The 19,699-nt window shown below is 54.4% G+C and carries 20 protein-coding genes; 8 read left to right on the top strand and 12 right to left on the bottom strand.

What is annotated here, in order from left to right; all coding sequences use genetic code 11:
- The first annotated feature begins 18 nt into the window (after window positions 1-18).
- Window positions 19-1,017: a porphobilinogen synthase gene (gene hemB, locus ROA7450_RS07770; protein ID WP_085805143.1), complete on the top strand. Its 999-nt coding sequence runs from the start codon at window positions 19-21 to the stop codon at window positions 1,015-1,017.
- On the opposite strand, the gene ROA7450_RS07765 is transcribed toward hemB, so the two are convergent.
- On the bottom strand, window positions 1,014-1,826 hold the full coding sequence (locus ROA7450_RS07765; protein ID WP_085805142.1) for a class I SAM-dependent methyltransferase: 813 nt from the start codon (window positions 1,824-1,826) through the stop codon (window positions 1,014-1,016). The two genes, hemB and ROA7450_RS07765, sit on opposite strands and share 4 nt — an antisense overlap.
- 197 nt (window positions 1,827-2,023) lie before the next feature.
- Between ROA7450_RS07765 and ROA7450_RS07760 the strand changes: the two genes are divergently transcribed.
- The gene (locus tag ROA7450_RS07760; protein WP_085805141.1) at window positions 2,024-2,584 is read left to right on the top strand and encodes a lipid-binding SYLF domain-containing protein; all 561 of its coding nucleotides are present in this window, start codon (window positions 2,024-2,026) and stop codon (window positions 2,582-2,584) included.
- Window positions 2,585-2,642: 58 nt separating this feature from the next.
- Here the strand turns inward: ROA7450_RS07760 and ROA7450_RS07755 are convergent, their stop codons facing one another.
- Window positions 2,643-2,912, bottom strand: coding sequence for an usg protein (locus ROA7450_RS07755; protein WP_085805140.1), 270 nt, complete (start codon window positions 2,910-2,912; stop codon window positions 2,643-2,645).
- Between the two features lie 232 nt (window positions 2,913-3,144).
- Here ROA7450_RS07755 and gyrA point away from each other — a divergent pair, with 232 nt between their 5' ends.
- The 4 genes from gyrA (at window position 3,145) to ROA7450_RS07735 (ending at window position 8,959) form a co-directional block, all read left to right on the top strand.
- Window positions 3,145-5,853, top strand: a complete 2,709-nt coding sequence (gyrA, locus tag ROA7450_RS07750; RefSeq protein WP_085805139.1) for a DNA gyrase subunit A — start codon at window positions 3,145-3,147, stop codon at window positions 5,851-5,853.
- A gap of 149 nt (window positions 5,854-6,002) precedes the next feature.
- Entirely contained in the window at window positions 6,003-6,476 is a 474-nt protein-coding gene (locus tag ROA7450_RS07745; protein WP_143534399.1) for a hypothetical protein, read from the top strand.
- A 93-nt stretch (window positions 6,477-6,569) separates the two neighbouring features.
- A complete protein-coding gene (locus ROA7450_RS07740; RefSeq protein WP_085805137.1) occupies window positions 6,570-7,418 on the top strand; it encodes an NAD-dependent epimerase/dehydratase family protein in 849 nt (282 codons plus the stop codon).
- A 191-nt stretch (window positions 7,419-7,609) separates the two neighbouring features.
- On the top strand, window positions 7,610-8,959 hold the full coding sequence (locus ROA7450_RS07735) for a UDP-N-acetylglucosamine 4,6-dehydratase family protein (protein ID WP_085805136.1): 1,350 nt from the start codon (window positions 7,610-7,612) through the stop codon (window positions 8,957-8,959).
- A 57-nt stretch (window positions 8,960-9,016) separates the two neighbouring features.
- Here the strand turns inward: ROA7450_RS07735 and ROA7450_RS21505 are convergent, their stop codons facing one another.
- The 4 genes from ROA7450_RS21505 to ROA7450_RS07715 form a co-directional block, all read right to left on the bottom strand.
- Entirely contained in the window at window positions 9,017-9,238 is a 222-nt protein-coding gene (locus tag ROA7450_RS21505; protein WP_085805135.1) for a LytTR family DNA-binding domain-containing protein, read from the bottom strand.
- Between the two features lie 241 nt (window positions 9,239-9,479).
- Entirely contained in the window at window positions 9,480-10,955 is a 1,476-nt protein-coding gene (locus tag ROA7450_RS07725) for a carboxypeptidase M32 (protein ID WP_085805134.1), read from the bottom strand.
- Between the two features lie 4 nt (window positions 10,956-10,959).
- Window positions 10,960-12,096, bottom strand: a complete 1,137-nt coding sequence (ctaA, locus tag ROA7450_RS07720) for a heme A synthase (RefSeq protein ID WP_085805133.1) — start codon at window positions 12,094-12,096, stop codon at window positions 10,960-10,962.
- Window positions 12,097-12,159: 63 nt separating this feature from the next.
- Window positions 12,160-12,903, bottom strand: coding sequence for an RNA methyltransferase (locus ROA7450_RS07715; RefSeq protein ID WP_085805132.1), 744 nt, complete (start codon window positions 12,901-12,903; stop codon window positions 12,160-12,162).
- A 144-nt stretch (window positions 12,904-13,047) separates the two neighbouring features.
- Between ROA7450_RS07715 and ROA7450_RS07710 the strand changes: the two genes are divergently transcribed.
- Complete coding sequence (locus ROA7450_RS07710) at window positions 13,048-13,680, top strand: thiamine phosphate synthase (RefSeq protein WP_085805131.1); 633 nt, start codon at window positions 13,048-13,050, stop codon at window positions 13,678-13,680.
- On the opposite strand, the gene olsA is transcribed toward ROA7450_RS07710, so the two are convergent.
- The 3 genes from olsA to ROA7450_RS07695 all read right to left on the bottom strand — a co-directional run bounded on the left by olsA (window position 13,677) and on the right by ROA7450_RS07695 (window position 15,595).
- On the bottom strand, window positions 13,677-14,519 hold the full coding sequence (gene olsA / locus ROA7450_RS07705) for a lyso-ornithine lipid O-acyltransferase (protein WP_370738204.1): 843 nt from the start codon (window positions 14,517-14,519) through the stop codon (window positions 13,677-13,679). The two genes, ROA7450_RS07710 and olsA, sit on opposite strands and share 4 nt — an antisense overlap.
- Window positions 14,516-15,283, bottom strand: a complete 768-nt coding sequence (gene olsB / locus ROA7450_RS07700; RefSeq protein WP_085805130.1) for an L-ornithine N(alpha)-acyltransferase — start codon at window positions 15,281-15,283, stop codon at window positions 14,516-14,518. The genes olsA and olsB overlap by 4 nt, the downstream gene beginning before the upstream one ends.
- A 129-nt stretch (window positions 15,284-15,412) precedes the next feature.
- A complete protein-coding gene (locus tag ROA7450_RS07695; RefSeq protein WP_085805129.1) occupies window positions 15,413-15,595 on the bottom strand; it encodes a DUF3553 domain-containing protein in 183 nt (60 codons plus the stop codon).
- Window positions 15,596-15,625: 30 nt separating this feature from the next.
- Here ROA7450_RS07695 and ROA7450_RS07690 point away from each other — a divergent pair, with 30 nt between their 5' ends.
- Entirely contained in the window at window positions 15,626-16,285 is a 660-nt protein-coding gene (locus tag ROA7450_RS07690) for a histidine phosphotransferase family protein (protein ID WP_085805128.1), read from the top strand.
- Here ROA7450_RS07690 and ROA7450_RS07685 read toward each other — a convergent pair.
- The 3 genes from ROA7450_RS07685 to obgE are packed head-to-tail and all read right to left on the bottom strand — an operon-like array spanning window position 16,245 to window position 19,685.
- Window positions 16,245-17,510, bottom strand: a complete 1,266-nt coding sequence (locus tag ROA7450_RS07685; protein WP_085805127.1) for a glutamate-5-semialdehyde dehydrogenase — start codon at window positions 17,508-17,510, stop codon at window positions 16,245-16,247. The two genes, ROA7450_RS07690 and ROA7450_RS07685, sit on opposite strands and share 41 nt — an antisense overlap.
- Window positions 17,511-17,553: 43 nt before the next feature.
- Complete coding sequence (proB, locus tag ROA7450_RS07680) at window positions 17,554-18,660, bottom strand: glutamate 5-kinase (protein ID WP_085805126.1); 1,107 nt, start codon at window positions 18,658-18,660, stop codon at window positions 17,554-17,556.
- Window positions 18,648-19,685, bottom strand: a complete 1,038-nt coding sequence (obgE, locus tag ROA7450_RS07675; protein ID WP_085805125.1) for a GTPase ObgE — start codon at window positions 19,683-19,685, stop codon at window positions 18,648-18,650. Before obgE ends, proB begins: the two co-directional genes overlap by 13 nt.
- Between the last annotated feature and the right edge of the window lie 14 nt (window positions 19,686-19,699).

Raw genomic sequence — 19,699 nt, 5'->3', positions numbered from 1 at the left:
GATTCAGGAAACCGTGACATGTCCGTAACCCCGCCAATACACCCTGCCAACCGCCTGCGCCGTACACGCCAATCTGCCGCAATTCGCGCGATGGTGAGTGAGAATACTTTCACCGCGTCCGATCTGATTTGGCCGGTATTCGTGCGTGAGGGTGAAAATGTCGAAGAACCGGTGCCCTCAATGCCCGGTGTCGTCCGCCGCAGCGTAGATCGCATTGTTGAAGCTGCCCGCGAGGCCGCAGATTTGGGCATTCCGGCGATTTGCCTGTTTCCTTATACAACTGCCGAAAAACGCACCGCAGATTGTGCCGAGGCCTGGAATCCCGAAAATCTGTCAAACCGCGCAACACGCGCCATCAAGGCAGCTGTACCCGAAATCGCAATCATGACTGATGTCGCGCTCGATCCCTATTCTGATACCGGCCATGATGGATTTGTGCGCGATGGCAAAATCGTGAACGAAGAAACTGTCGAGGCCCTGGTCAAACAGGCCCTCAGTCAGGCCGAATCTGGTGTCGATATCATCGGACCGTCAGATATGATGGATGGCCGCATCGGGTCCATTCGGCAAGCGCTTGAAACCGCTGACCATCAAGACGTCATGATTCTGAGCTACGCCGCTAAATACGCCAGCGCATTCTACGGCCCGTTCCGTGATGCTGTGGGTGCTTCCGGCGCGCTCAAGGGTGACAAGAAAACCTACCAGATGGACCCCGCTAACTCAGACGAAGCGATGCGCTGCATCGCCCGTGATTTGGCTGAGGGCGCGGATATGGTGATGGTTAAACCCGGCATGCCCTATCTCGATATCTGCCGGCGCACGAAACAGGAATTCGGGGTCCCGACCTTCGCATATCAGGTGTCCGGGGAATACGCGATGATCCAAGCCGCAGCCTCAAATGGCTGGATCGATGGTGAACGTGCCATGGTCGAGAGCCTTATGGCGTTCAAACGCGCTGGCTGCGACGGTGTTCTCAGCTACTTTGCCCCGGCTATGGCGCGGCTTTTGGCTGGCTAAGCCTCCGCCGTAATCAGATAACCACGAATTTTGCCGCTAATCGGACCGGAGCCAAACACAGATTCCAAATGTTGGGTTGCGTGATCGGTCACGCGTTCCAACCCGTCAGGATCCCTTTCGATGATTTCATTGCGCAAGGGCGTCCCCTGACAATAGGCTATTGCCACATCGCGCGGGGATTTGGCGACACTTGGCAGCGTCAGCGTTCTGATCTCTGCCTGTGCGAATCCTGCCGACTTCAGATGCCCGACAATTCTGGTCAAATCAAAGTAGCCATGCGGCGTTCGCGCTAAAAATACGGGCGGATCATCTGCGAAAACATAACCAACAGCACGGGTCACATGATCGGCGAACACACTGTGCTGTATCTCATCCCACACGCTGAAGATGAAATAGCCTCCGGGCTTTAATACGCGACGTGCCTCAGCAAAGCCTGCCACTTTGTCCGGAAAAAACATCACCCCAAACTGGCAGCATACTACGTCAAACCGATTGGTCTCAAAAGGCAAGTCCATTGCATCCTCGACCTGCCAACCAAAGTTTTCATTCAGTGGCTGTTGCCGCTTTGCACGCTCCAACATATCCGCATTAAGATCGGTAATTATATAGTTGGTTTCACAAGATAATACAGGCGCAAGAACGCGCGTCAAAACACCACTTCCCGCCGCCGTTTCCAACACTTCTCTCGGGGCGGCTTTCGCGACATGGTCGGCCATTTCATGTGCAAATTCTTCGAAAATCAACGGCACCAAGTAGTTGTCGTAAATTTCGGGAATAGATCCCTCAAATCTTTTGTCATTTTCAGACATCGACCGCCTCCCAATCCAACCCTCAGAACCGATCATAACACATCCGCTGCCCGTATATCGAATTCAGCCATAAAATACAGGCGATAAGCCGCCTTTGTTGTCGTTCCATAGTGACAGCCTGCTTCCTGTTGCCTATACTCCTTTGCAACCGGCATGCAAAAAAGCCGGCAAATGTCAGGCAACGAACAGGCAATGAAATGAGCAATCTCTCCAGACGCGGCTTTACGCTGGGTGCCCTTGCAGGCATTCCGGTTTTGGCCGCTTGCGGCAACGGCGTAGGTAGCCCCGGATCGCAAAAAATTGATGCGCGCGCCGATGCGACGCTGAACTATCTCTATTCAAATTATCCCAATGCCCGGGATCTGGCCAATAAAGCCAGCGGCGTATTAGTCATGCCGGTCGTAACAGAGGCGGGCTTTGGCCTTGGTGGCGGTTACGGACGCGGTGCATTGCGCATCAACGACGCAACCGTTGACTACTATTCCGCCGCAAAGGGCAGCTTCGGCCTTCAGATCGGTGCACAGCAATTCTCGCACGTTCTATTTTTCATGACCGAAGATGCACTGCAAAGCTTCCGCCGATCGCCGGGTTGGGTTGCTGGTGCAAACGTCGAATACGCCCTGCCTGATCAAGGTGGAAACTTGACCGCTGACACAACAACGGTAACATCTCCCGTTGTGGCCGTGATCTTCGGCCAAGCTGGCATCATGGCAGGCGCAACGATCGAAGGCACAAAGTACACCCGTATTATCCCTTGATTAGGGCTACACATCTAGAGAAATGAGAGCCGGACAATTGCCCGGCTCCTCCCTATGGTCAATGCAGGTGAAATTCACCTTTGACATTCCGCCACTCTCCAGCAGACACCAGTTTTCGATGCGTGAAGCTCACAGAATGCAGCGGTCCGTCAATCTCGTTTTGCCAAAATTCCACAAATTCGAACAAACGCGGATAATCAGGCGCAAGATCGTATTCCTGCCAGATGAACGTATTCAAAACATGGATGTGGTCGGGCATGTGATAGAAAAATTCGGCTGTTGTCAGCCCGTAGCCCTTCAACATCATTTCTGTTTCAGACATTTGCATTGTTCTGCTCCTGTTGTTGTCTGATATATTAATGATGGCACAAAAAAATTACTTTTCAATGAAAACAATGTGTTATCAATTTGCCGGTCCGGCTGCCAATTAACTTCCAATTAAACCGGGCACAGGCATTGCACCCCATATCCTGCCTCTGATATATTAAGAACAACAAAATATAGCAGTCCCTGACAGTACAGGTAACATCGTGAACGATACCCCCCAAGATCCTGAAAACATGGAAGAAAACCAACCAGAGCGTCCGGCGTATGATGGCCCGACGATCTCGATCGCGGATGAGATGAAAACCTCTTACCTCGATTATGCCATGTCGGTCATCGTTTCGCGTGCGATCCCGGATCTGCGGGATGGTCTGAAGCCGGTGCACCGCCGCATTCTTTACGCAATGCACGAAACGGGGAACACACACGATAAATCGTATCGCAAGTCCGCACGTCCCGTTGGCGACGTCATGGGTAAATACCACCCTCATGGCGACAGCGCGATTTATGATGCGCTTGTCCGGATGGCGCAGGACTTTTCGATGTCACTGCCATTGCTGGATGGTCAGGGCAACTTTGGATCGATGGATGGCGATAATCCTGCGGCCATGCGCTATACCGAGGTGCGGATGGATAAGCCTGCCGCCTCTTTGCTGGCCGACATCGAAAAAGACACTGTCGATTTTCAGGACAACTATGACGGCAAAGACCGCGAACCTTCGGTCCTGCCAGCCCGGTATCCTAATATGCTGGTCAACGGCGCTGGTGGTATCGCGGTCGGGATGGCTACCAATATCCCGCCCCATAACCTTGGCGAGGTGATTGATGCTACATTGGCGCTGATCGAGGACCCTGACCTCGATTCCGCACAGCTGATCGAATACGTCCCGGCTCCTGACTTCCCCACTGGCGGCATCATTCTGGGCCGCTCTGGCGCACGCAAGGCCTATCTCGAAGGGCGCGGCAGCGTCGTGATCCGTGCCAAGACCCGCACGGAAGAAATCCGCAAGGATCGCTACGCCATCGTCGTGGATGAAATCCCCTATCAGGTGAACAAGGCCTCAATGATTGAAAAAATCGCCGAAGCCGCCCGTGAAAAGCGGATCGAAGGCATTGCTCACGTTCAAGACGAATCTGACCGTAATGGTGTGCGGGTTGTCGTCGAATTGAAACGCGACGCAACACCTGAAGTGGTACTGAACCAGCTCTTCCGCTTCACACCGCTGCAAACCTATTTTGGATGCAACATGTTGGCTCTGAACGGGGGCCGCCCCGAACAGCTCAACCTTCGTGGCTTCCTGACTGCATTTGTTACCTTCCGTGAAGAGGTTGTCGCCCGGCGCACCGCGTTCGAGCTGCGCAAAGCCCGCGAACGCAGCCATATCCTGTGTGGTCTGGCCGTGGCTGTGTCGAATGTTGACGAGGTTGTTGCCACCATCCGCGCCTCGGCCGATGCCGCTGAAGCCCGCGAAAAACTGATGACGCGTCGCTGGCCCGCACATTCGATCCTTGAATATATCGCGCTGATTGATGATCCAACCCATACCGCCAATGATGATGGCACCTATAATCTGTCTGAAGTTCAGGCACGCGCCATTCTGGAATTACGACTGCAGCGCCTGACCCAAATTGGGGTACGCGAAGTCACCGATGAATTGCAGGAACTGGCCGGTAAGATCAAAGAATACCTCGCCATCCTAGCCTCGCGCGAGCGGATCATGCAGATCATCTCGGACGAGCTACGGGAAGTGAAAGACCAATTCGCCGTTGCACGCCGCACTGAGATTGTCGACTGGTCTGGTGACATGGAAGACGAAGACCTGATCGAGCGTGAAGACATGGTCGTCACCATCACCGCTGGTGGTTATATCAAACGGACTGCCCTCGCCGACTTCCGCGCGCAAAAGCGTGGCGGCAAAGGACTTTCCGGAATGCAAACCAAGGAAGAGGATGCTGTCACCACACTCTTCGTGGCCAACACCCATACCCAACTGCTGTTCTTCACAACCGACGGTATGGTCTACAAACTCAAAACCTGGCGCCTGCCGCTGGGTGGCCGCACCGCCAAGGGCAAGGCCATCGTCAACATCCTGCCCATTCCAACCGGGGTCTCCATCGCCGCGATCATGCCCGTGGATGTGCCGGATGAAGAGTGGGAAAACCTGCAGATCATCTTTGCCACGACAGCAGGCGACGTGCGCCGCAACGCGCTGTCGGATTTCACCAACGTCATGCGCAACGGCAAAATCGCGATGGATCTGCCCGAAGGCGTGGAAATGGTCAACGCGCGCATCTGTTCGGAGAATGACGATGTCATGCTCTTCACCAACTCGGGCCGCGCCATTCGCTTCTCCACCACCGATGTGCGCGTCTTCAAGGGCCGCAAATCCACCGGTGTCCGCGGCATCAAGCTGCAAGGCGATGACAAGGTTGTTTCGATGTCCGTCATCCGCCACTTCGATGCCACTGCTGATGAACGCTCGGCCTATCTCAAGATGCGCCGTGCGGTTGCAGGCATGACCGATGACGAGGCTGTCAACGATGAAGAGGTCAATGAAAACGCCACTATCAATCAGGAGCGCTACGCCGAAATGTCGGCAGCTGAGAACCTGCTATTGACGATCACGGCACAGGGTGCTGGCAAACTCAGCTCCAGTCATGACTATCCAGTGCGGGGCCGTGGCGGGATGGGCGTGCAGGCCATTGATAAAGGCCTGCGTGCAGGTTCTGTTGTGGCCTCCTTCCCGGTCGAATTGGAAGATCAGATCATGCTCGCCACCTCGAAAGGGCAATCCATCCGCGTACCTGTTGAGGGCATTTCCTTCCGCTCCCGCAGCGCCGGGGGTGTCAAAGTATTCAACACTGGCAAGGGTGAAGAGGTCGTCAGTGTCGCCTGGATCGCAGAACAATCAGAAGATGAAGACGGCGAAAATAGCGAAAGCTAAAACAATGCATTGCGAGAGGGCCGGATTGTCTCCGGCCCTTTCTTTTTTTTCATTCTTTGGCTAAAGTTTCGCCGCAATTCCTGAGGACTTTGGTCCTGCGCCCAATTGCACAATTTTGGGCATCACATCAATTGACAGGGATTGAAATAGTGACCTTCTCCAAGAACCACTGGATTTTCGTATTGGCAATGAACCTGATCCGCATTGCACTGGGGTCGTATTTCATCGGGGTTGCACTTGATCTCATTCCTGGAGTGAATCAGCGTGCGCTATTCCTGCCTTACATGACATATGAGTTGGCTGATCTTGTGGGCTCCGGCTTGCTTTTTTGCATTGGTGTTGCCTTCATGACCGGTCTCATGACTCGAACCTATGCATTGGCTTTAGCCATGTTTGTGATGTGTTCAAGCGTCGTGCAAAATTTCTTCCCATTCGATGTCGAACATCTGACGGAATTCTGGCGTGATATCACATTGAGCGCAGCTGTTTTGATGGCCTATACAAACGTGGGGCAAGTAGAGCTGCAAAAACTGACATTGCCCAGACGGGCATCGCGGAGCTCGACAACATCGAAGCACGCGAGAGTCGCAACCCACCCGATTGAAACCGCACAATCGGAATAACACCTCATAGTCACGTTCTTAGGGTAAACAACCTGCCATTCATTGCATGCTCGTGCTATGTCAGGCTGATACCATAAACCCGAGGGCCTGAACGTGGAACCGCTTGAAGACAAACACCGAATCTTGCTGACTGGATCAAACGGAAAGCTGGGCGAACTATTGCAGGCCGCTTGGCGCATTCGTGACACACATGGTTTCGATATCATCACCCAGTCACGCGGGTCTGACGCAGACATTCAATGGTCTCCCGGCCAGCCTATGGATGGAATCCCGCCTTGTCATAGCATCATCTCACTTTGGGGGCGGACCAGCGGGTCTGAACAGGAACTGCAAGACAATATCAAACTGGCCTGGGCCAGCCGCGCCCTCGCCTCCCATAGCGGTGCCAGCCAAGTATTTCATATATCCTCGGCTGCCATCTATGGCCCGGGATGTAACATGCCAGAGGGACGCACACCCAATCCGATGAGCGCCTATGGTCTAGCCAAGCTCGTTATGGAAAGGCAAATCGCACTGTTTCGGCAAGAAGATCCCTTTGCCCATGTTTGCCTGCGTCTGGCCAACGTCGTGGGGGCAGACAGCCTTGCGCCTGCCATGCTTAGCGAGCGAGCTTTACATCTGGATCGCTTTTCTGATGGCAAAGGACCACGACGCAGCTACGTCGCCCCCGGGCATTTGTCACAAATCCTTGTTGCGCTGACAACCTGCCCACCAAACGATCTTCCAGATGCATTGAACGTTGCGTCATCCATCCCAGTCTGCATGGATGAGCTTGCAAGCGCCGCTGATATTCCAATTATATGGCGCGACGCGCCTGAAACCGCCTTGCAAGAGGTATCGCTTTCCACTGACCTGTTTGCATCGATACTGCCAAATTTCGAAAATGCAGTTACCGCCAAAGATATGATCACAGACTGGCAAACCTGTCGGGCTAAATTGTAATCTGAAATCCCGTTTCTTGTATGTTATCTCACCTCAACACAACTTTTTGCGACATCTCGTAACACCCCTTGTAACACGCGTGGGACACACCCTATCTTTGCTGGTAGAGAGCCAGCTTTTTATCTATAAGCCTTTCAAAGGCAGGAAAAAATTGATGGCATCAAACATTGATCGTGTCGGGGACCTACCGAATGTTACATGATTTTGCAGCGTCACTGAGTGTCAAACAAAAGCGGGCCATCTCCTTGTGCCTAATCATTTTGGTTGTGGCTTCTTCCAGCGTTGGCGTTCTTTTGCTCGCCCCAGGTGTATCGATGTCCGCCGGGGCCTTCATTGTGGCCGCCCTGATTGTGATTGCTGCGGCTAGTGTACTCATGCATCACTTAGTCTCTCCTGACGAACAAGCTTCCACTGTCGCGGACACGACACAGGCAAAGACATTCGACGTAAATGATCTGTTGGGCCGCGAACAGCTAGAAGAAGAACTACCAGCGGTCAGCGGAACTTTTGAAGGTCGCAATGTTCTGGTGACGGGCGCTGGCGGCTCAATTGGGTCCGAGCTTTGTCGCCAGATCATTCGCTGTAACCCAAAACACCTGATCTTGCTGGATCACAGTGAATTGCTGTTGTTCAAGATCCACAATGAGCTACGAGATAAGGCTCCGGATTTGCGTATCACCGCCGTATTGGGTTCGGTTACAGACAAGCCGCTGATCAACGAGGTGATTGGTGAGAACGACATCAACATTGTCCTGCACGCCGCCGCCTACAAACATGTCCCGATGGTCGAAGACAACGCCCTGCAAGGTATGCAAAACAATGTCATCGGCACCAAAGTCGTAGCTGACGCCGCCAAGCAGTATGACGTTGACCGTTTCATTCTTGTCTCAACCGACAAGGCCGTTCGCCCCTCTTCTGCAATGGGTGCGTCCAAACGCCTGGCAGAACTTGTCATTCAGGATCTTGCCACGCGGTCTAATCATACCCGCTTTTCCATGGTGCGCTTTGGCAATGTTCTGGGGTCCAGCGGCTCTGTTATTCCGCTGTTTCAAGACCAGATTGCCCATGGAGGCCCAGTCACACTAACCCATTCCGACGTCACTCGCTACTTTATGACTATCCCTGAAGCTGTGCGCTTGGTTCTGTTAGCGGGATCTTTCGCTCGAGGTGGCGATGTTTTCGTGCTCGATATGGGCAAACCCGTACCCATCCGCCATTTGGCCCGCCAGATGATCGAGGCTTCGGGCCTGACCGTAAAAAACGAGACCAATCCCGACGGAGATATCGCCATAGAGATCACTGGCCTGCGCCCGGGGGAAAAACTGCACGAAGAATTGCTGATCGGTTCTGACATGCTGACCACACCACACCCCAAGATCATGCGTGCGCAGAAAACTCACCTGTCCGAGATTGAAATGGCGAATGTTCTTCAATCCCTGCGGCAGGCAATCGAGACCCGCAATCGTACCCTACTTGGCACCATTGCCACCCAGTGGATTGAACGGGCCGAACTCGACGACGAAGAGATTATCAACCGATAAAATTGATCGTACTTGAACTATCTCGGCGAGTTGCTTTTTCAAGTCCGCATATCTTCTTCAACTGAAGGTCACCTGGCCTCCATTGCTCAAGATGCAGACGTACGCACTGCTGTCACGTTCCACTTTGTTGACGTATGTCAAATTACTCCAATGTGATCTGTGGCTCTGCATTCCAACTAATGGTGGCGTTCGCTGAATACAGTCTGACAATCTTGCCGAAATCGGCGCACGCCCTTTTGGCGTTTCGACCTTAACATATTGAATCTGTGCATTAAACACGCCCCCGGCCCTATCCGCCGCTTTCTAAAATCTAGAGAAGGTTGGCTCACATTTTGGTTACTACAGCCAGTACCTGCTACCTGCCGCCATTCTTATGATTGGCGGGGTAGAAGTGAACCTTGGTCGTCCCGATGTTCTCGACCGGATGGAATTTTGGAAATCAAAGTCTCACTAAGGTGCAAAAGTTGGACGGAGTCTCAATTCATTCCATCTGATTGTTGGATGTGCTAGGCCATAGAACTTAGCCGCTGTACAGCGCGCTGAACTTTTGTTCGAGATAGGTCATCAAAGGGGACGAATCCGGTGTTTTCCCGCTGGCTTTGGCGATTACCTCTTGCGGCCTAAAGCGCCCGCCGTGTTGCTGCAGGTTCTCCCGCAACCATGTGGTCGCCGATGTCAGATCACCCTGCCCTAATTGTGTATCCAGATCCGGTATTTCCTGCCGCAATGCCTGATACAAGCAGCCAGCATAGACGTTCCCCAAAGCGTAAGTTGGGAAGTAACCAAAGAGGCCCACAGACCAATGCACATCTTGCAGACATCCATCTGAAGCTTTCTCAACGTCATAGCCAAAATCTGCCTTAAACCGATCATTCCATGCGGCTTCCAAATCGTTCACCTGCAGATCGCCCGAGACCAATGCCCGTTCCAGATCAAAGCGGAGCATAATGTGTAAATTGTATTGCACCTCATCCGCCTCGGTGCGGATGTAACCGCGATGCACGCGATTCACGCAGGCATAAAAATCGTCGGCGTCTTTGATACCGTAATCGCCAAACACCTCCGTCATCCGGCCAAACAGCCAATGACAAAACGGGCGTGACCGCCCAAGTTGGTTCTCAAAAATCCGGCTCTGACTTTCGTGCACGCCCATAGACACGCCCTTGCCCGCAGGTGTCAGATGATAGGCGTGATCAATATTTTGCTCGTAACAGGCATGACCGACCTCATGGATAGTTGAGTAGAGGCAGTTGAACGGATCATGCTCGCTCACTCGTGTGGTGATGCGAACGTCATCGCCCGATCCGCTGGAAAATGGATGTACCGCCAAATCCAGCCGTCCCCGGTTCAGGTCATAGCCAAAGACCTGCGCCAACTCGCGCGACAAGGCCAATTGCCCGTCCAGATCGAACGTGCCCTGAAGGCTTGGCGCTTCGAGCCTGTCCAAAGCGGCCTGCCGCAAGGCCACCAGGCCGGGGCGCATAGCGTCAAACATTGCCTGCAGATCGGATGCCGAAGTTTCGGGTTCGTAATCCTCGATCAGCGCGTCATAAACATCGCCGCCATTGGCTAGGGCGGCGCCCTCTTCCCGTTTCAGCGCCAGAACCTCTTCGAGAACCGGCGCGAAGGCCGCAAAGTCATCACTTGCACGTGCTTCGGCCCATTTACCCTGCGCCGTGCTGGTCACTCGTGCTAGAGCCACGGCCAGATCACCCGGTACTCGTTTCACGCGGTCATAGCTGTGCCGGATCAGGCGCAGCTGGGCGGCTTCAATCTCGTTTTGTACATCGGCCTCGGAAACCGTTAGCCAGTCGCCCACCCGCGGGTCCGTCCTGCGGGTGTGCAAAACCGCCTCCAACGCGCCCATTTCCTCGGCCCGCTGTGCGCCAGAGCCCGGTGCCATCATGGTCTCCTGATCCCACGACAGCCGCCCGGCCACCTGCCCGAGCGCTTCGCTTTCACGCTGAAACGCCATCAACTCGTCATAAGCACGCATAAAATTAACCTCTGATGGATTGTGTCACGGGATACAGGCTCAGGAACCGCGCGCGCAGGATCAGCACCCACAGCACCACGGCAACAATCTGGTGCGTGATCGCCACGTGCCACTGCGCGGCGTAGAGCACGGTCATGATGCCCAGCACCACTTGCAAGCAAAGCGCTAGGAAGGCCGCGTTAAACGCACCGCGTGTTGCTGCATTGGCGCTTCGACGGCCCTTCATCCAGACCATGACGGCGAATCCCAGTAACAAATAACCCACGATGCGGTGCACAAATTGCACCAAACCCGGGTTTTCAAATAGGTTGCGCCAGCCCAGTTCAGGCATCCACATCTCTGGCGGTAAAATGCCCCCGGCCATCAATGGCCAATCGGTATAGGTGCGCCCCGCATCAATGCCGGCCACCAGCGCCCCGATCAGGATTTGCAGCCCTGCAAAGTGCAGCCATCCGGTCGAAAGCTTATAAAGCTTCTCTTCCTTGCCGCGCCGGGCCTGCATCAACTCGCGCTCTTCGCGCCACAGCTTCATGATGAACCACGCCAGCACGGCCAAAATGACAAATGCCAATCCCAGATGCAGCGCCAAACGATAGCTCGCCACATCCAGCATTCCATTGCCCAGCCCAGAGGACACCATCCACCAGCCAATGGCGCCCTGAACCCCGCCCAAAGCCCCCGGAATGATCAGTTTACCGGTCCAACCCGTAGGAATTTTACGCAAAGCCAGAAAGCTTAGAAACCCGACGGCCCAGACCAAGCCAACGAAACGACCCAGTTGACGATGCCCCCATTCCCACCAGTAGATGGTTTTGAAGTCTTCAACCGTCATCCAGCTGTTTTGTTCCTGAAACTCAGGAATCTGCTGGTACTTATCGAATTCCGACTGCCAATCCGCCGCATTCATTGGTGGAATGGCCCCGGTAATCGGCTTCCATTCGGTGATGCTAAGCCCGCTATCGGTCAGGCGCGTCATACCACCGACGACAATCATCGCCACCACCAGCGCAAAGAGAATCATCAACCAAGCGCGGACCGCCTTGCGTGCGCCGCCCCGCCCCTTGTCAATCATCCCACCCTTGGGGGCCTCGACCGGCTGCTCTGATCCAACTTCCTCAAAGATGCTGCGCTTGTTGCTCACACGTAATTCTCCTGGCTAGCTGTCCGAGACCCTATTGCGCCGTTGGGCGACCTTCAAGCACTCTCAACCGCGTTCTTTCCAACGGACCATCTGCCGCATGACACCATGCAACATCTGCACATCGGCCCGGGTCAATGGCAGGCGGCTCCACATATTGCGCAGGTTCAACTTCATGCTTTCTTCTTTGCCCACAGGGAAAAAGAACCCAGCATCACCCAACCGCTGCTCGTAGTGCTCTGCCAACTTCTCAATCTCGATCTGCTCAGCCACCACGGTACCCGCCATTTCATCGCGCACAGGGGCAACTTCGATGCGATTGCGTTGCCATTCATAGGCCGTCAGTAACACGCATTGCCCAAGGTTCAGACTGGCAAACTCCGGGTTCACCGGCACATTGATAATGGCATTGGCCTTGGCGATATCGTCATTCTCCAACCCGGCCCTTTCAGGCCCAAAAAGAACGGCCACCTTTTCACCTGCGCCAATCTTTTTGGCCGCCACGCGCATCGCCTCTTCAGGCGTATAAACCGGTTTGGTCATCCCGCGCATCCGTGCCGTTGTGGCAAAAACATAATGGCAATCTTCCAGCGCGGCCGCCGTATCATCCACCAGCATCGCCTCATCCAGCAATCGCCCCGCCCCGCTGGCCATGGCCACTGCCCGTTGATTGGGCCAACCATCACGTGGCGCCACTATCCTCATCCTGTCCAGCCCGAAATTCCACATCGCGCGCGCGGCCGCGCCGATGTTTTCCCCCATCTGGGGACGAACCAAAACAAAGGCGGGTTGTGGATGACCTTTGGACATTGCGATAGCTCCTTAACTCGCCAGCGTCATAATCCAGCCACAGCCCATTGAAAAGCCTGCCAGACTGTCTCAAACTGCATAACCCGATAGCCAAAGCGGAATTTCCGCGCTATAGGGGCGCGACGACTACCGGGAGAGTGAAAAATGTCCGAGGCCGAACACGCACAGATCTACCTCATCACGCCGCCCGAGATCGAACTCAGCCGCTTTCCCGATCAATTGGCCAGCGTTCTGGACGCACAGGAAATTGCCTGTGTGCGCCTTGCCCTGTCGTCTCATGACGAGGACACCCTCTCCCGCGCCGCCGATGCCTGCCGCGCAGCGACGCACGAACGCGACGTGGCACTGGTGCTAGACACGCACTTCTTATTGGCCGAACGTCTGGGCCTAGATGGTGTTCACCTGCTTGATGGTGCTCGCACCGTACGCACCGCCCGCAAGGAGCTGGGCCCCGACGCCATTGTTGGGTGTTTTTGTGGCAATTCCAGCCATGATGGCATGAGCGCGGGCGAATCCGGTGCGGATTATGTCAGCTTTGGCCCTGTTGGGGCATCAAATCTTGGCGATGGCTCACAGGCTAAAAAAGATCTTTTTGATTGGTGGTCACAAATGATCGAAGTGCCGGTTGTCGCCGAAGGTGCGCTTGATCTGAACCTTGTCCGTACTCTCTCCCCTTATACCGATTTCTTCGGCATTGGTGAAGAGCTGTGGCAAACCGAAGATCCTGCACAGGCGATCAAGCATTTCTCCACTGCGATTGAAAACGGGGTTTCTTAACCTCCGGCCCCGATCTGACGTTCCTCTGGCATGCCTGATCGCACAGCCGTTTCTGCAACTTTTGCCAATGCTTTGCGGTCTGAAAATGCGCTCACTTTGAGCGGCGAATGGTAAACAACGCGCACGCTTCCATGTTTGGGTGTGGCCAGAATGCTCAAGAAGTGACTCCCAAACTCCATATCCCCAAACCATGCATACAGCCGAGGATCTTCGCCCTCTGGTGCATTGTAGATCACGCTCACCGGTTGGATATGAAGTTTTTCACGCAAATTCCCAGCAAAGAACGCCTGAAAAAGAGTTGGTTTAAAAGGTAAGACCCGCAGCCCATCGGACGAAGTCCCTTCGGGGAAAAACAGCAATTTATGCCCAGAGAGCAACCGTGTTTCGAACACTTCTTGCTGGATTTTGGCCTGCTTGGGATCGCGGGCAATAAAGACCGTTCCAACCATGCGCGCCAAAAACCCGATCCCAGGCCACTTTGCCACTTCGGATTTGGATACAAAATAAATGCGCTTTCTGGCGTTTAACGTATAGATGTCAAACCATGACGCGTGATTGGCCACGACAGCCCCGGGGTGTTTCATACTCTCCCCAACCACCTCATGCCGCATCCCAAGGATCTTGAAAAACGACAACGCCACCCATTGGGTGAGATAAGGGCTGATGGGGCGGTTGCCACCGCTCAAAGGCCGTTCAATCAGTTGAATACAAAACGAGATCATCGCCCCCAACACAAGGATCAGTGCAAAGATCCCACCACGCAGAACCACCCGCACCCAGCCCATAAACGTGATCGGTTTCAGTATCGGTTCATCATCCGCCTTCCAGGTGAGGTTCACCGCTCAACACCTTTGGAATAAATATTCTTTTGCTTTTCATTGAGTTGTTCGGTGTCCATGATCAAGCAGACATCGATCGTGTTGAACTCATGATCAATATACGCCCCATCCCCCACAAAGCCACCCAACCGAAGGTAGGCTTTGATCAGTGGCGGTATTTGTTTCATCGCCGCACGTCGGTCAATCTCTTCTACGGAACAAAGGTTCATGTTCTGATACTGCGCGGGCTGCGCCTTTGTGCGCAGATTTTCCGGTGCTAGGTGGTTGTGATGCAAAAATGAGAGCGATGGTGCAATCTCATTTGGATCTGTACCGTGAAAACTGGCCACGCCGAACATAATCTCGATCCCGTGCTCATAAACATAATGCGCCAGCGCATTCCACAGATAGAACATCGCCGGACCACCACGATGATCTGCAGCCAGGCAGGATCGCCCCAGCTCCATCAATTTGCGACCAGAATTTTTTAGTGCGGTCAGGTCGTATTCATCTTCGGAATAATACCGCCCCATTCGTTCAGCCTGATCATCCCGTAGAACCCGGTAAACCCCGACGACTTCATCATTATTTCGGGCATCAAGTAACAAAAGGTGGTCGAAAAACGGATCAAACTGGTCCATCTCCAACCGGTTTTCATGGTCTACTAGGGCACCGTCGCTGCCCAGTTCCTCGACAAAAACTTCATAGCGCAAACGCTGTGCTTTGCGAATGTCGGCCTCACCTTGCGCCACTCTGACATGATACCGCGGTATGTCCGGCTTCATTCTGCCTGTTCTTTCCCTCTTGGCCGCCTATGCACGACCCTTTTTTAATCTGCCCTGCTTGTACGAGGCGGCGGGGTCAAAGGCAACGGTGGAGCTATCTCGTCTGCATTAATCCTTCAGTAAGGATTTTCAGCTTTCCTCACTCAGTAAAAGCGCCACCCGCGATCCATCAATCACCACCTTGCCCGCATTGCGAAAATTAACCGTGATCTTGTTACCGATATTCGACTGCACCTGTCCCTGCCCCCAGTCGGGTTGTTGCGGGTGTTCAACCAGCATCCCGGGCGCAAGAAAAGCATTCAGATTGGTCATGGCGCTCCCCCCAAGAACACAGGCCTCAGCATGTACGATAGTTTGAAAATTGCCTCTCTGGTAGCCTCTCGGCTGTGTCATGATCTCGCAAGCCCGCTGGGCTCTGTCTCAAACGGGCTTGAACTTCTTGAGTTGACGGGCGCTACCAACGGACCGGAATATGACTTGAGCTTGCAAAGCGCACAAAGTGCCATTGCTAGGCTCAACATCTACCGCCTCGCCTTTGGGAATGCGAATAGTGGTCAGGTGTCATTGACGGCGCTGTTGACCGCTGACATCTCCCACGTCGTCCGAGATGGTATCGTCGTGAACTGCAACATCGATGGCCCCATCGACCGGGCCCAAGCGCAATCATTGCTACTGTCCCTCTTTTGCTTCGAGAAAACGCTCCCCCAAGGCGGACAGATTACCCTATCGCAGAACGCGCATCAGTATCTGATTTCCGCGCAGGGCGTTCGGTTCTCCACGGAGACGCCATACTGGTCCTGTTTACAGAACGGTCAGGAAATCAACGACCTGCAAGCCTCTCTTGTCGAATTCGCGCTTTTGCCTATGACACTGAATGCGCAAAACCTACCGTTTCAGATTAGCCAATCACATAACCAGCTGACTCTTACTATCACGCACGGGGCGGTCCTTCCCAACCGGGTTAACCGCGCAGCGTTCCATCACCGACGACAAGATACTTGAAGCTGGTTAATTGCGCCGCCCCCACAGGGCCACGGGCGTGCATCTTGCCAGTGGCAATCCCGATCTCGGCTCCCATGCCAAATTCACCACCATCGGCAAATTGGGTTGAGGCGTTGTGCATCAAAATGGCGCTGTCCAGTCGCGCAAAAAAGGTTTTCGCGGCTTCCGGATCCTCTGAAATGATGCAATCGGTGTGTTGCGAGCCGTAGGTTTGAATGTGTTCAATCGCTTGATCCACGTCGCTGACCACGCGCGCGGCAATGACCATATCAAGGTATTCCTTGCCCCAATCCTCCGCACTCGAAGCGGTGACGCCCTCAATGTCTTGCAGCTTTTCATCTCCGCGCACTTCAACCCCGGCATCCAACAAGGCTTTAATCACGGCGGTTCCCAAACCATCAACCAGATCTTCATGGATCAACAGGCACTCCGCCGCGCCACAGATCCCGGTACGGCGCGTCTTGGCGTTCAGCACCACGTTCACGGCCTTCTCGGCGTCTGCCGATTTGTCCAGATAGATATGTACGATACCTTCGAGATGGGCAAAGACGGGTACGCGTGCCTCACGTTGTACTAGACCAACCAGCCCTTTGCCGCCACGTGGAACGATCACGTCAACTGTATCGGTCATCGTTAGCAATTCCTGAACAGCGGCACGATCACGTGTTGGCACCAGTTGGATCGCGTCTTCGGGCAATCCGGCAGCCCTTAGGCCATCAACCAGACAACCATGGATCGCGGAAGAGGAGTAGAGGCTTTCTGATCCGCCCCGCAAAATCACCGCATTGCCCGACTTGAGGCACAAGGCACCTGCGTCCGCTGTCACATTGGGGCGGCTTTCATAGATAACTCCGATCACACCCAAAGGCGTGCGCACACGCGAAATATTGATCCCCGAGGGCATATCCCATTCGGTCAGCACTTTCCCAACAGGATCTTCCTGGCCAGCCACGGCCCGCAGACCTTCAACGATCCCCTGGATTCGGGCCTCATCCAGCATCAAACGATCCATCATCGCATCTGACAGGCCCTTGTTGCGGCCAAACTCCAGATCCTTGGTGTTTTCCGCAATGATATGCTCGCGAGCGGCCCAAACCGCATCAGCGGCGGCATTCAGCGCCTGTTCCTTCGCTTCCGGAGGTGCAATTGCCAGCTCCGTTGCTGCCGCTTTGGCACGCTGACCGATATCAGCCATCAACTCCTGAATGTTCTCCAGATCTTTCATTGCATCATCCTCTTGCCGGATTTTGAGTGTATTTCTTGCAGAATTAAAGCGCCATGTCATCCCGGTGGATCATCGGGCCCCTTGGCGGATAACCAAGGATCTCTTCGATTTCCTGAGAGCGCTTGCCAACAATATCCGCCGCATCCTGAGCATCATAGCGTGTCAGACCAGTGCCAACAGCATTGCCCTCCAAATCGGTGATTGTAACCGCGTCGCCCCGGCCAAACTTGCCAGATACGGCCCGCACACCTGCTGCCAGCAGGCTGCCGCCGCCTATCACGGCCTTGGCCGCCCCTGCATCGATAGTGATCTGCCCTTTTGGCTTCATCGCAGCAATCCAAACTTTGCGCTTTTGCTGCGGATCGCCTTGCGCGGTAAACCATGTCACTGCAGCGCCCTCTTCCAAAGCGCGAATGGGATGCATGACCGACCCTTCGGTGATCGCCATATCGCAGCCCGCTGCCGTGGCGGTTTTGGCTGCCATCAGTTTGGTTTTCATCCCGCCCTTGCTGAGGCCAGAGCCGGCGTCGCCAGCCATCGCTTCAATTTCGGGTGTGATTTTCTCAATTACATCAAACCGATAAGCCGACTTGTCCTGCATAGGGTTGGCAGAATAAAATCCATCCACATCGCTGAGCAGGATCAACTGGTCTGCGCCAGCCGTTACCGCAACCTGTGCAGCCATCCTGTCATTGTCGCCATAGCGGATTTCATCCGTGGCAACGGTGTCATTCTCATTCACGATCGGCACAACGCCGAAACGTAAGAGTTGCTCTAGGGTGGCACGCGAGTTCAAATACCGACGGCGATCAGCGCTGTCCTCCAGTGTCACAAGCACCTGCGCGCATTTGATATCATGTTCCCCCAAAGCCCGGTCATAGGCATGCGCCAGTTGGATTTGACCCACGGCAGCAGCGGCTTGAGATTGCTCCAACGACAATTCCACCATTGGCAGGCCCAGAACGCCACGTCCTAACGCGATGGATCCAGATGACACCAAAATCACGTCGGTGCCGCGGGCACGAAGCATGGCGACGTCATCCGCCAGGGCTTTCAGCCATTTCAGGCGCAATTTATTGCTATCCCGGTCCACCAAGAGCGCCGAGCCGATTTTAATCACGATGCGCTTTGCGTCTTTTATGGCTGCCACGACCCTGTCTCTTCTGACTCATCGGTCTTTTTCAATCGGCTGCTTTCGATCCCGAAGCGCAAGGCACGCAACACCTGTGTAACCCCTTCGCCCGACACTCCGGACATGGTCAGCACCTTGTCGCCACTGGCCTGCTGCAACTGATCGACCAGCGCATCGCGGGTTTCTTCGTCCATCGCATCGGTCTTGTTCAGCACGGTCAGGCGCGGAATATCGGCCAGTACGCCGCCATAGGCCTCAAGTTCGCCAATGATCGTTGTGTAGTCCTCCACCGGGTCAATCGATGTCCCATCGACCAGATGCAGTAGCATGGCACAGCGTTCCACATGGCCAAGGAATAGGTCACCCAGTCCACGTCCCTCGTGCGCGCCCTCAATCAGGCCCGGGATGTCAGCAACAACAAATTCTACGCCATCAACCCCGACCACACCCAGATTTGGGTGCAACGTGGTAAACGGATAATCCGCAATCTTGGGCCGGGCATTTGAGGTTGCGGCCAGAAAGGTCGATTTGCCTGCGTTTGGCAGGCCCAACAGGCCCACATCAGCAATTAGTTTAAGACGCAACCAAATGGTGCGTTCAATCCCCTCTTGCCCCGGATTGGACCGGCGTGGTGCCTGATTGGTCGAGGATTTGAAATGCAGGTTGCCAAAACCACCATTGCCACCCTTGGCGAGAACAAGACGCTCCCCCACTTGCGTCAGGTCCGCAATAACCGTCTCCTGATCTTCGTCCAGAATCTCGGTGCCTGCAGGAACGCGCAAAAGGATATCGTCGCCGTCCTTCCCGGTGCGCTGCTTGCCCATGCCGGGCTGACCGTTGCCTGCGAAAAAATGCTGCTGATAGCGAAAATCAATCAGCGTATTCAGCCCCTCGACGGTTTCGATAATGACAGATCCGCCCTTACCGCCATCGCCGCCATCGGGGCCACCATATTCGATGTATTTCTCACGCCGAAAACTAATGCAGCCGTTACCGCCCGCACCCGATCGGATGTACACCTTTGCCAAATCCAGAAACTTCATGATGTGTCCTTAAG

The organism is Roseovarius albus (assembly GCF_900172335.1).
Taxonomy (GTDB): domain Bacteria; phylum Pseudomonadota; class Alphaproteobacteria; order Rhodobacterales; family Rhodobacteraceae; genus Roseovarius; species Roseovarius albus.
This window is presented reverse-complemented; position numbering and strand designations above follow the sequence as displayed.

Excerpts from the sequence above, each read along its gene's own strand:
- hemB (WP_085805143.1), top strand. The coding sequence starts at position 19 with ATGTCCGTAACCCCGCCAATACACCCTGCCAACCGCCTGCGCCGTACA.
- ROA7450_RS07765 (WP_085805142.1), bottom strand. The coding sequence starts at position 1,826 with ATGTCTGAAAATGACAAAAGATTTGAGGGATCTATTCCCGAAATTTAC.
- ROA7450_RS07760 (WP_085805141.1), top strand. The coding sequence starts at position 2,024 with ATGAGCAATCTCTCCAGACGCGGCTTTACGCTGGGTGCCCTTGCAGGC.
- ROA7450_RS07755 (WP_085805140.1), bottom strand. The coding sequence starts at position 2,912 with ATGCAAATGTCTGAAACAGAAATGATGTTGAAGGGCTACGGGCTGACA.
- gyrA (WP_085805139.1), top strand. The coding sequence starts at position 3,145 with ATGGAAGAAAACCAACCAGAGCGTCCGGCGTATGATGGCCCGACGATC.
- ROA7450_RS07735 (WP_085805136.1), top strand. The coding sequence starts at position 7,610 with ATGTTACATGATTTTGCAGCGTCACTGAGTGTCAAACAAAAGCGGGCC.
- ROA7450_RS07725 (WP_085805134.1), bottom strand. The coding sequence starts at position 10,955 with ATGCGTGCTTATGACGAGTTGATGGCGTTTCAGCGTGAAAGCGAAGCG.
- ROA7450_RS07715 (WP_085805132.1), bottom strand. The coding sequence starts at position 12,903 with ATGTCCAAAGGTCATCCACAACCCGCCTTTGTTTTGGTTCGTCCCCAG.
- ROA7450_RS07710 (WP_085805131.1), top strand. The coding sequence starts at position 13,048 with ATGTCCGAGGCCGAACACGCACAGATCTACCTCATCACGCCGCCCGAG.
- olsB (WP_085805130.1), bottom strand. The coding sequence starts at position 15,283 with ATGAAGCCGGACATACCGCGGTATCATGTCAGAGTGGCGCAAGGTGAG.
- ROA7450_RS07695 (WP_085805129.1), bottom strand. The coding sequence starts at position 15,595 with ATGACCAATCTGAATGCTTTTCTTGCGCCCGGGATGCTGGTTGAACAC.
- ROA7450_RS07690 (WP_085805128.1), top strand. The coding sequence starts at position 15,626 with ATGTACGATAGTTTGAAAATTGCCTCTCTGGTAGCCTCTCGGCTGTGT.
- ROA7450_RS07685 (WP_085805127.1), bottom strand. The coding sequence starts at position 17,510 with ATGAAAGATCTGGAGAACATTCAGGAGTTGATGGCTGATATCGGTCAG.
- obgE (WP_085805125.1), bottom strand. The coding sequence starts at position 19,685 with ATGAAGTTTCTGGATTTGGCAAAGGTGTACATCCGATCGGGTGCGGGC.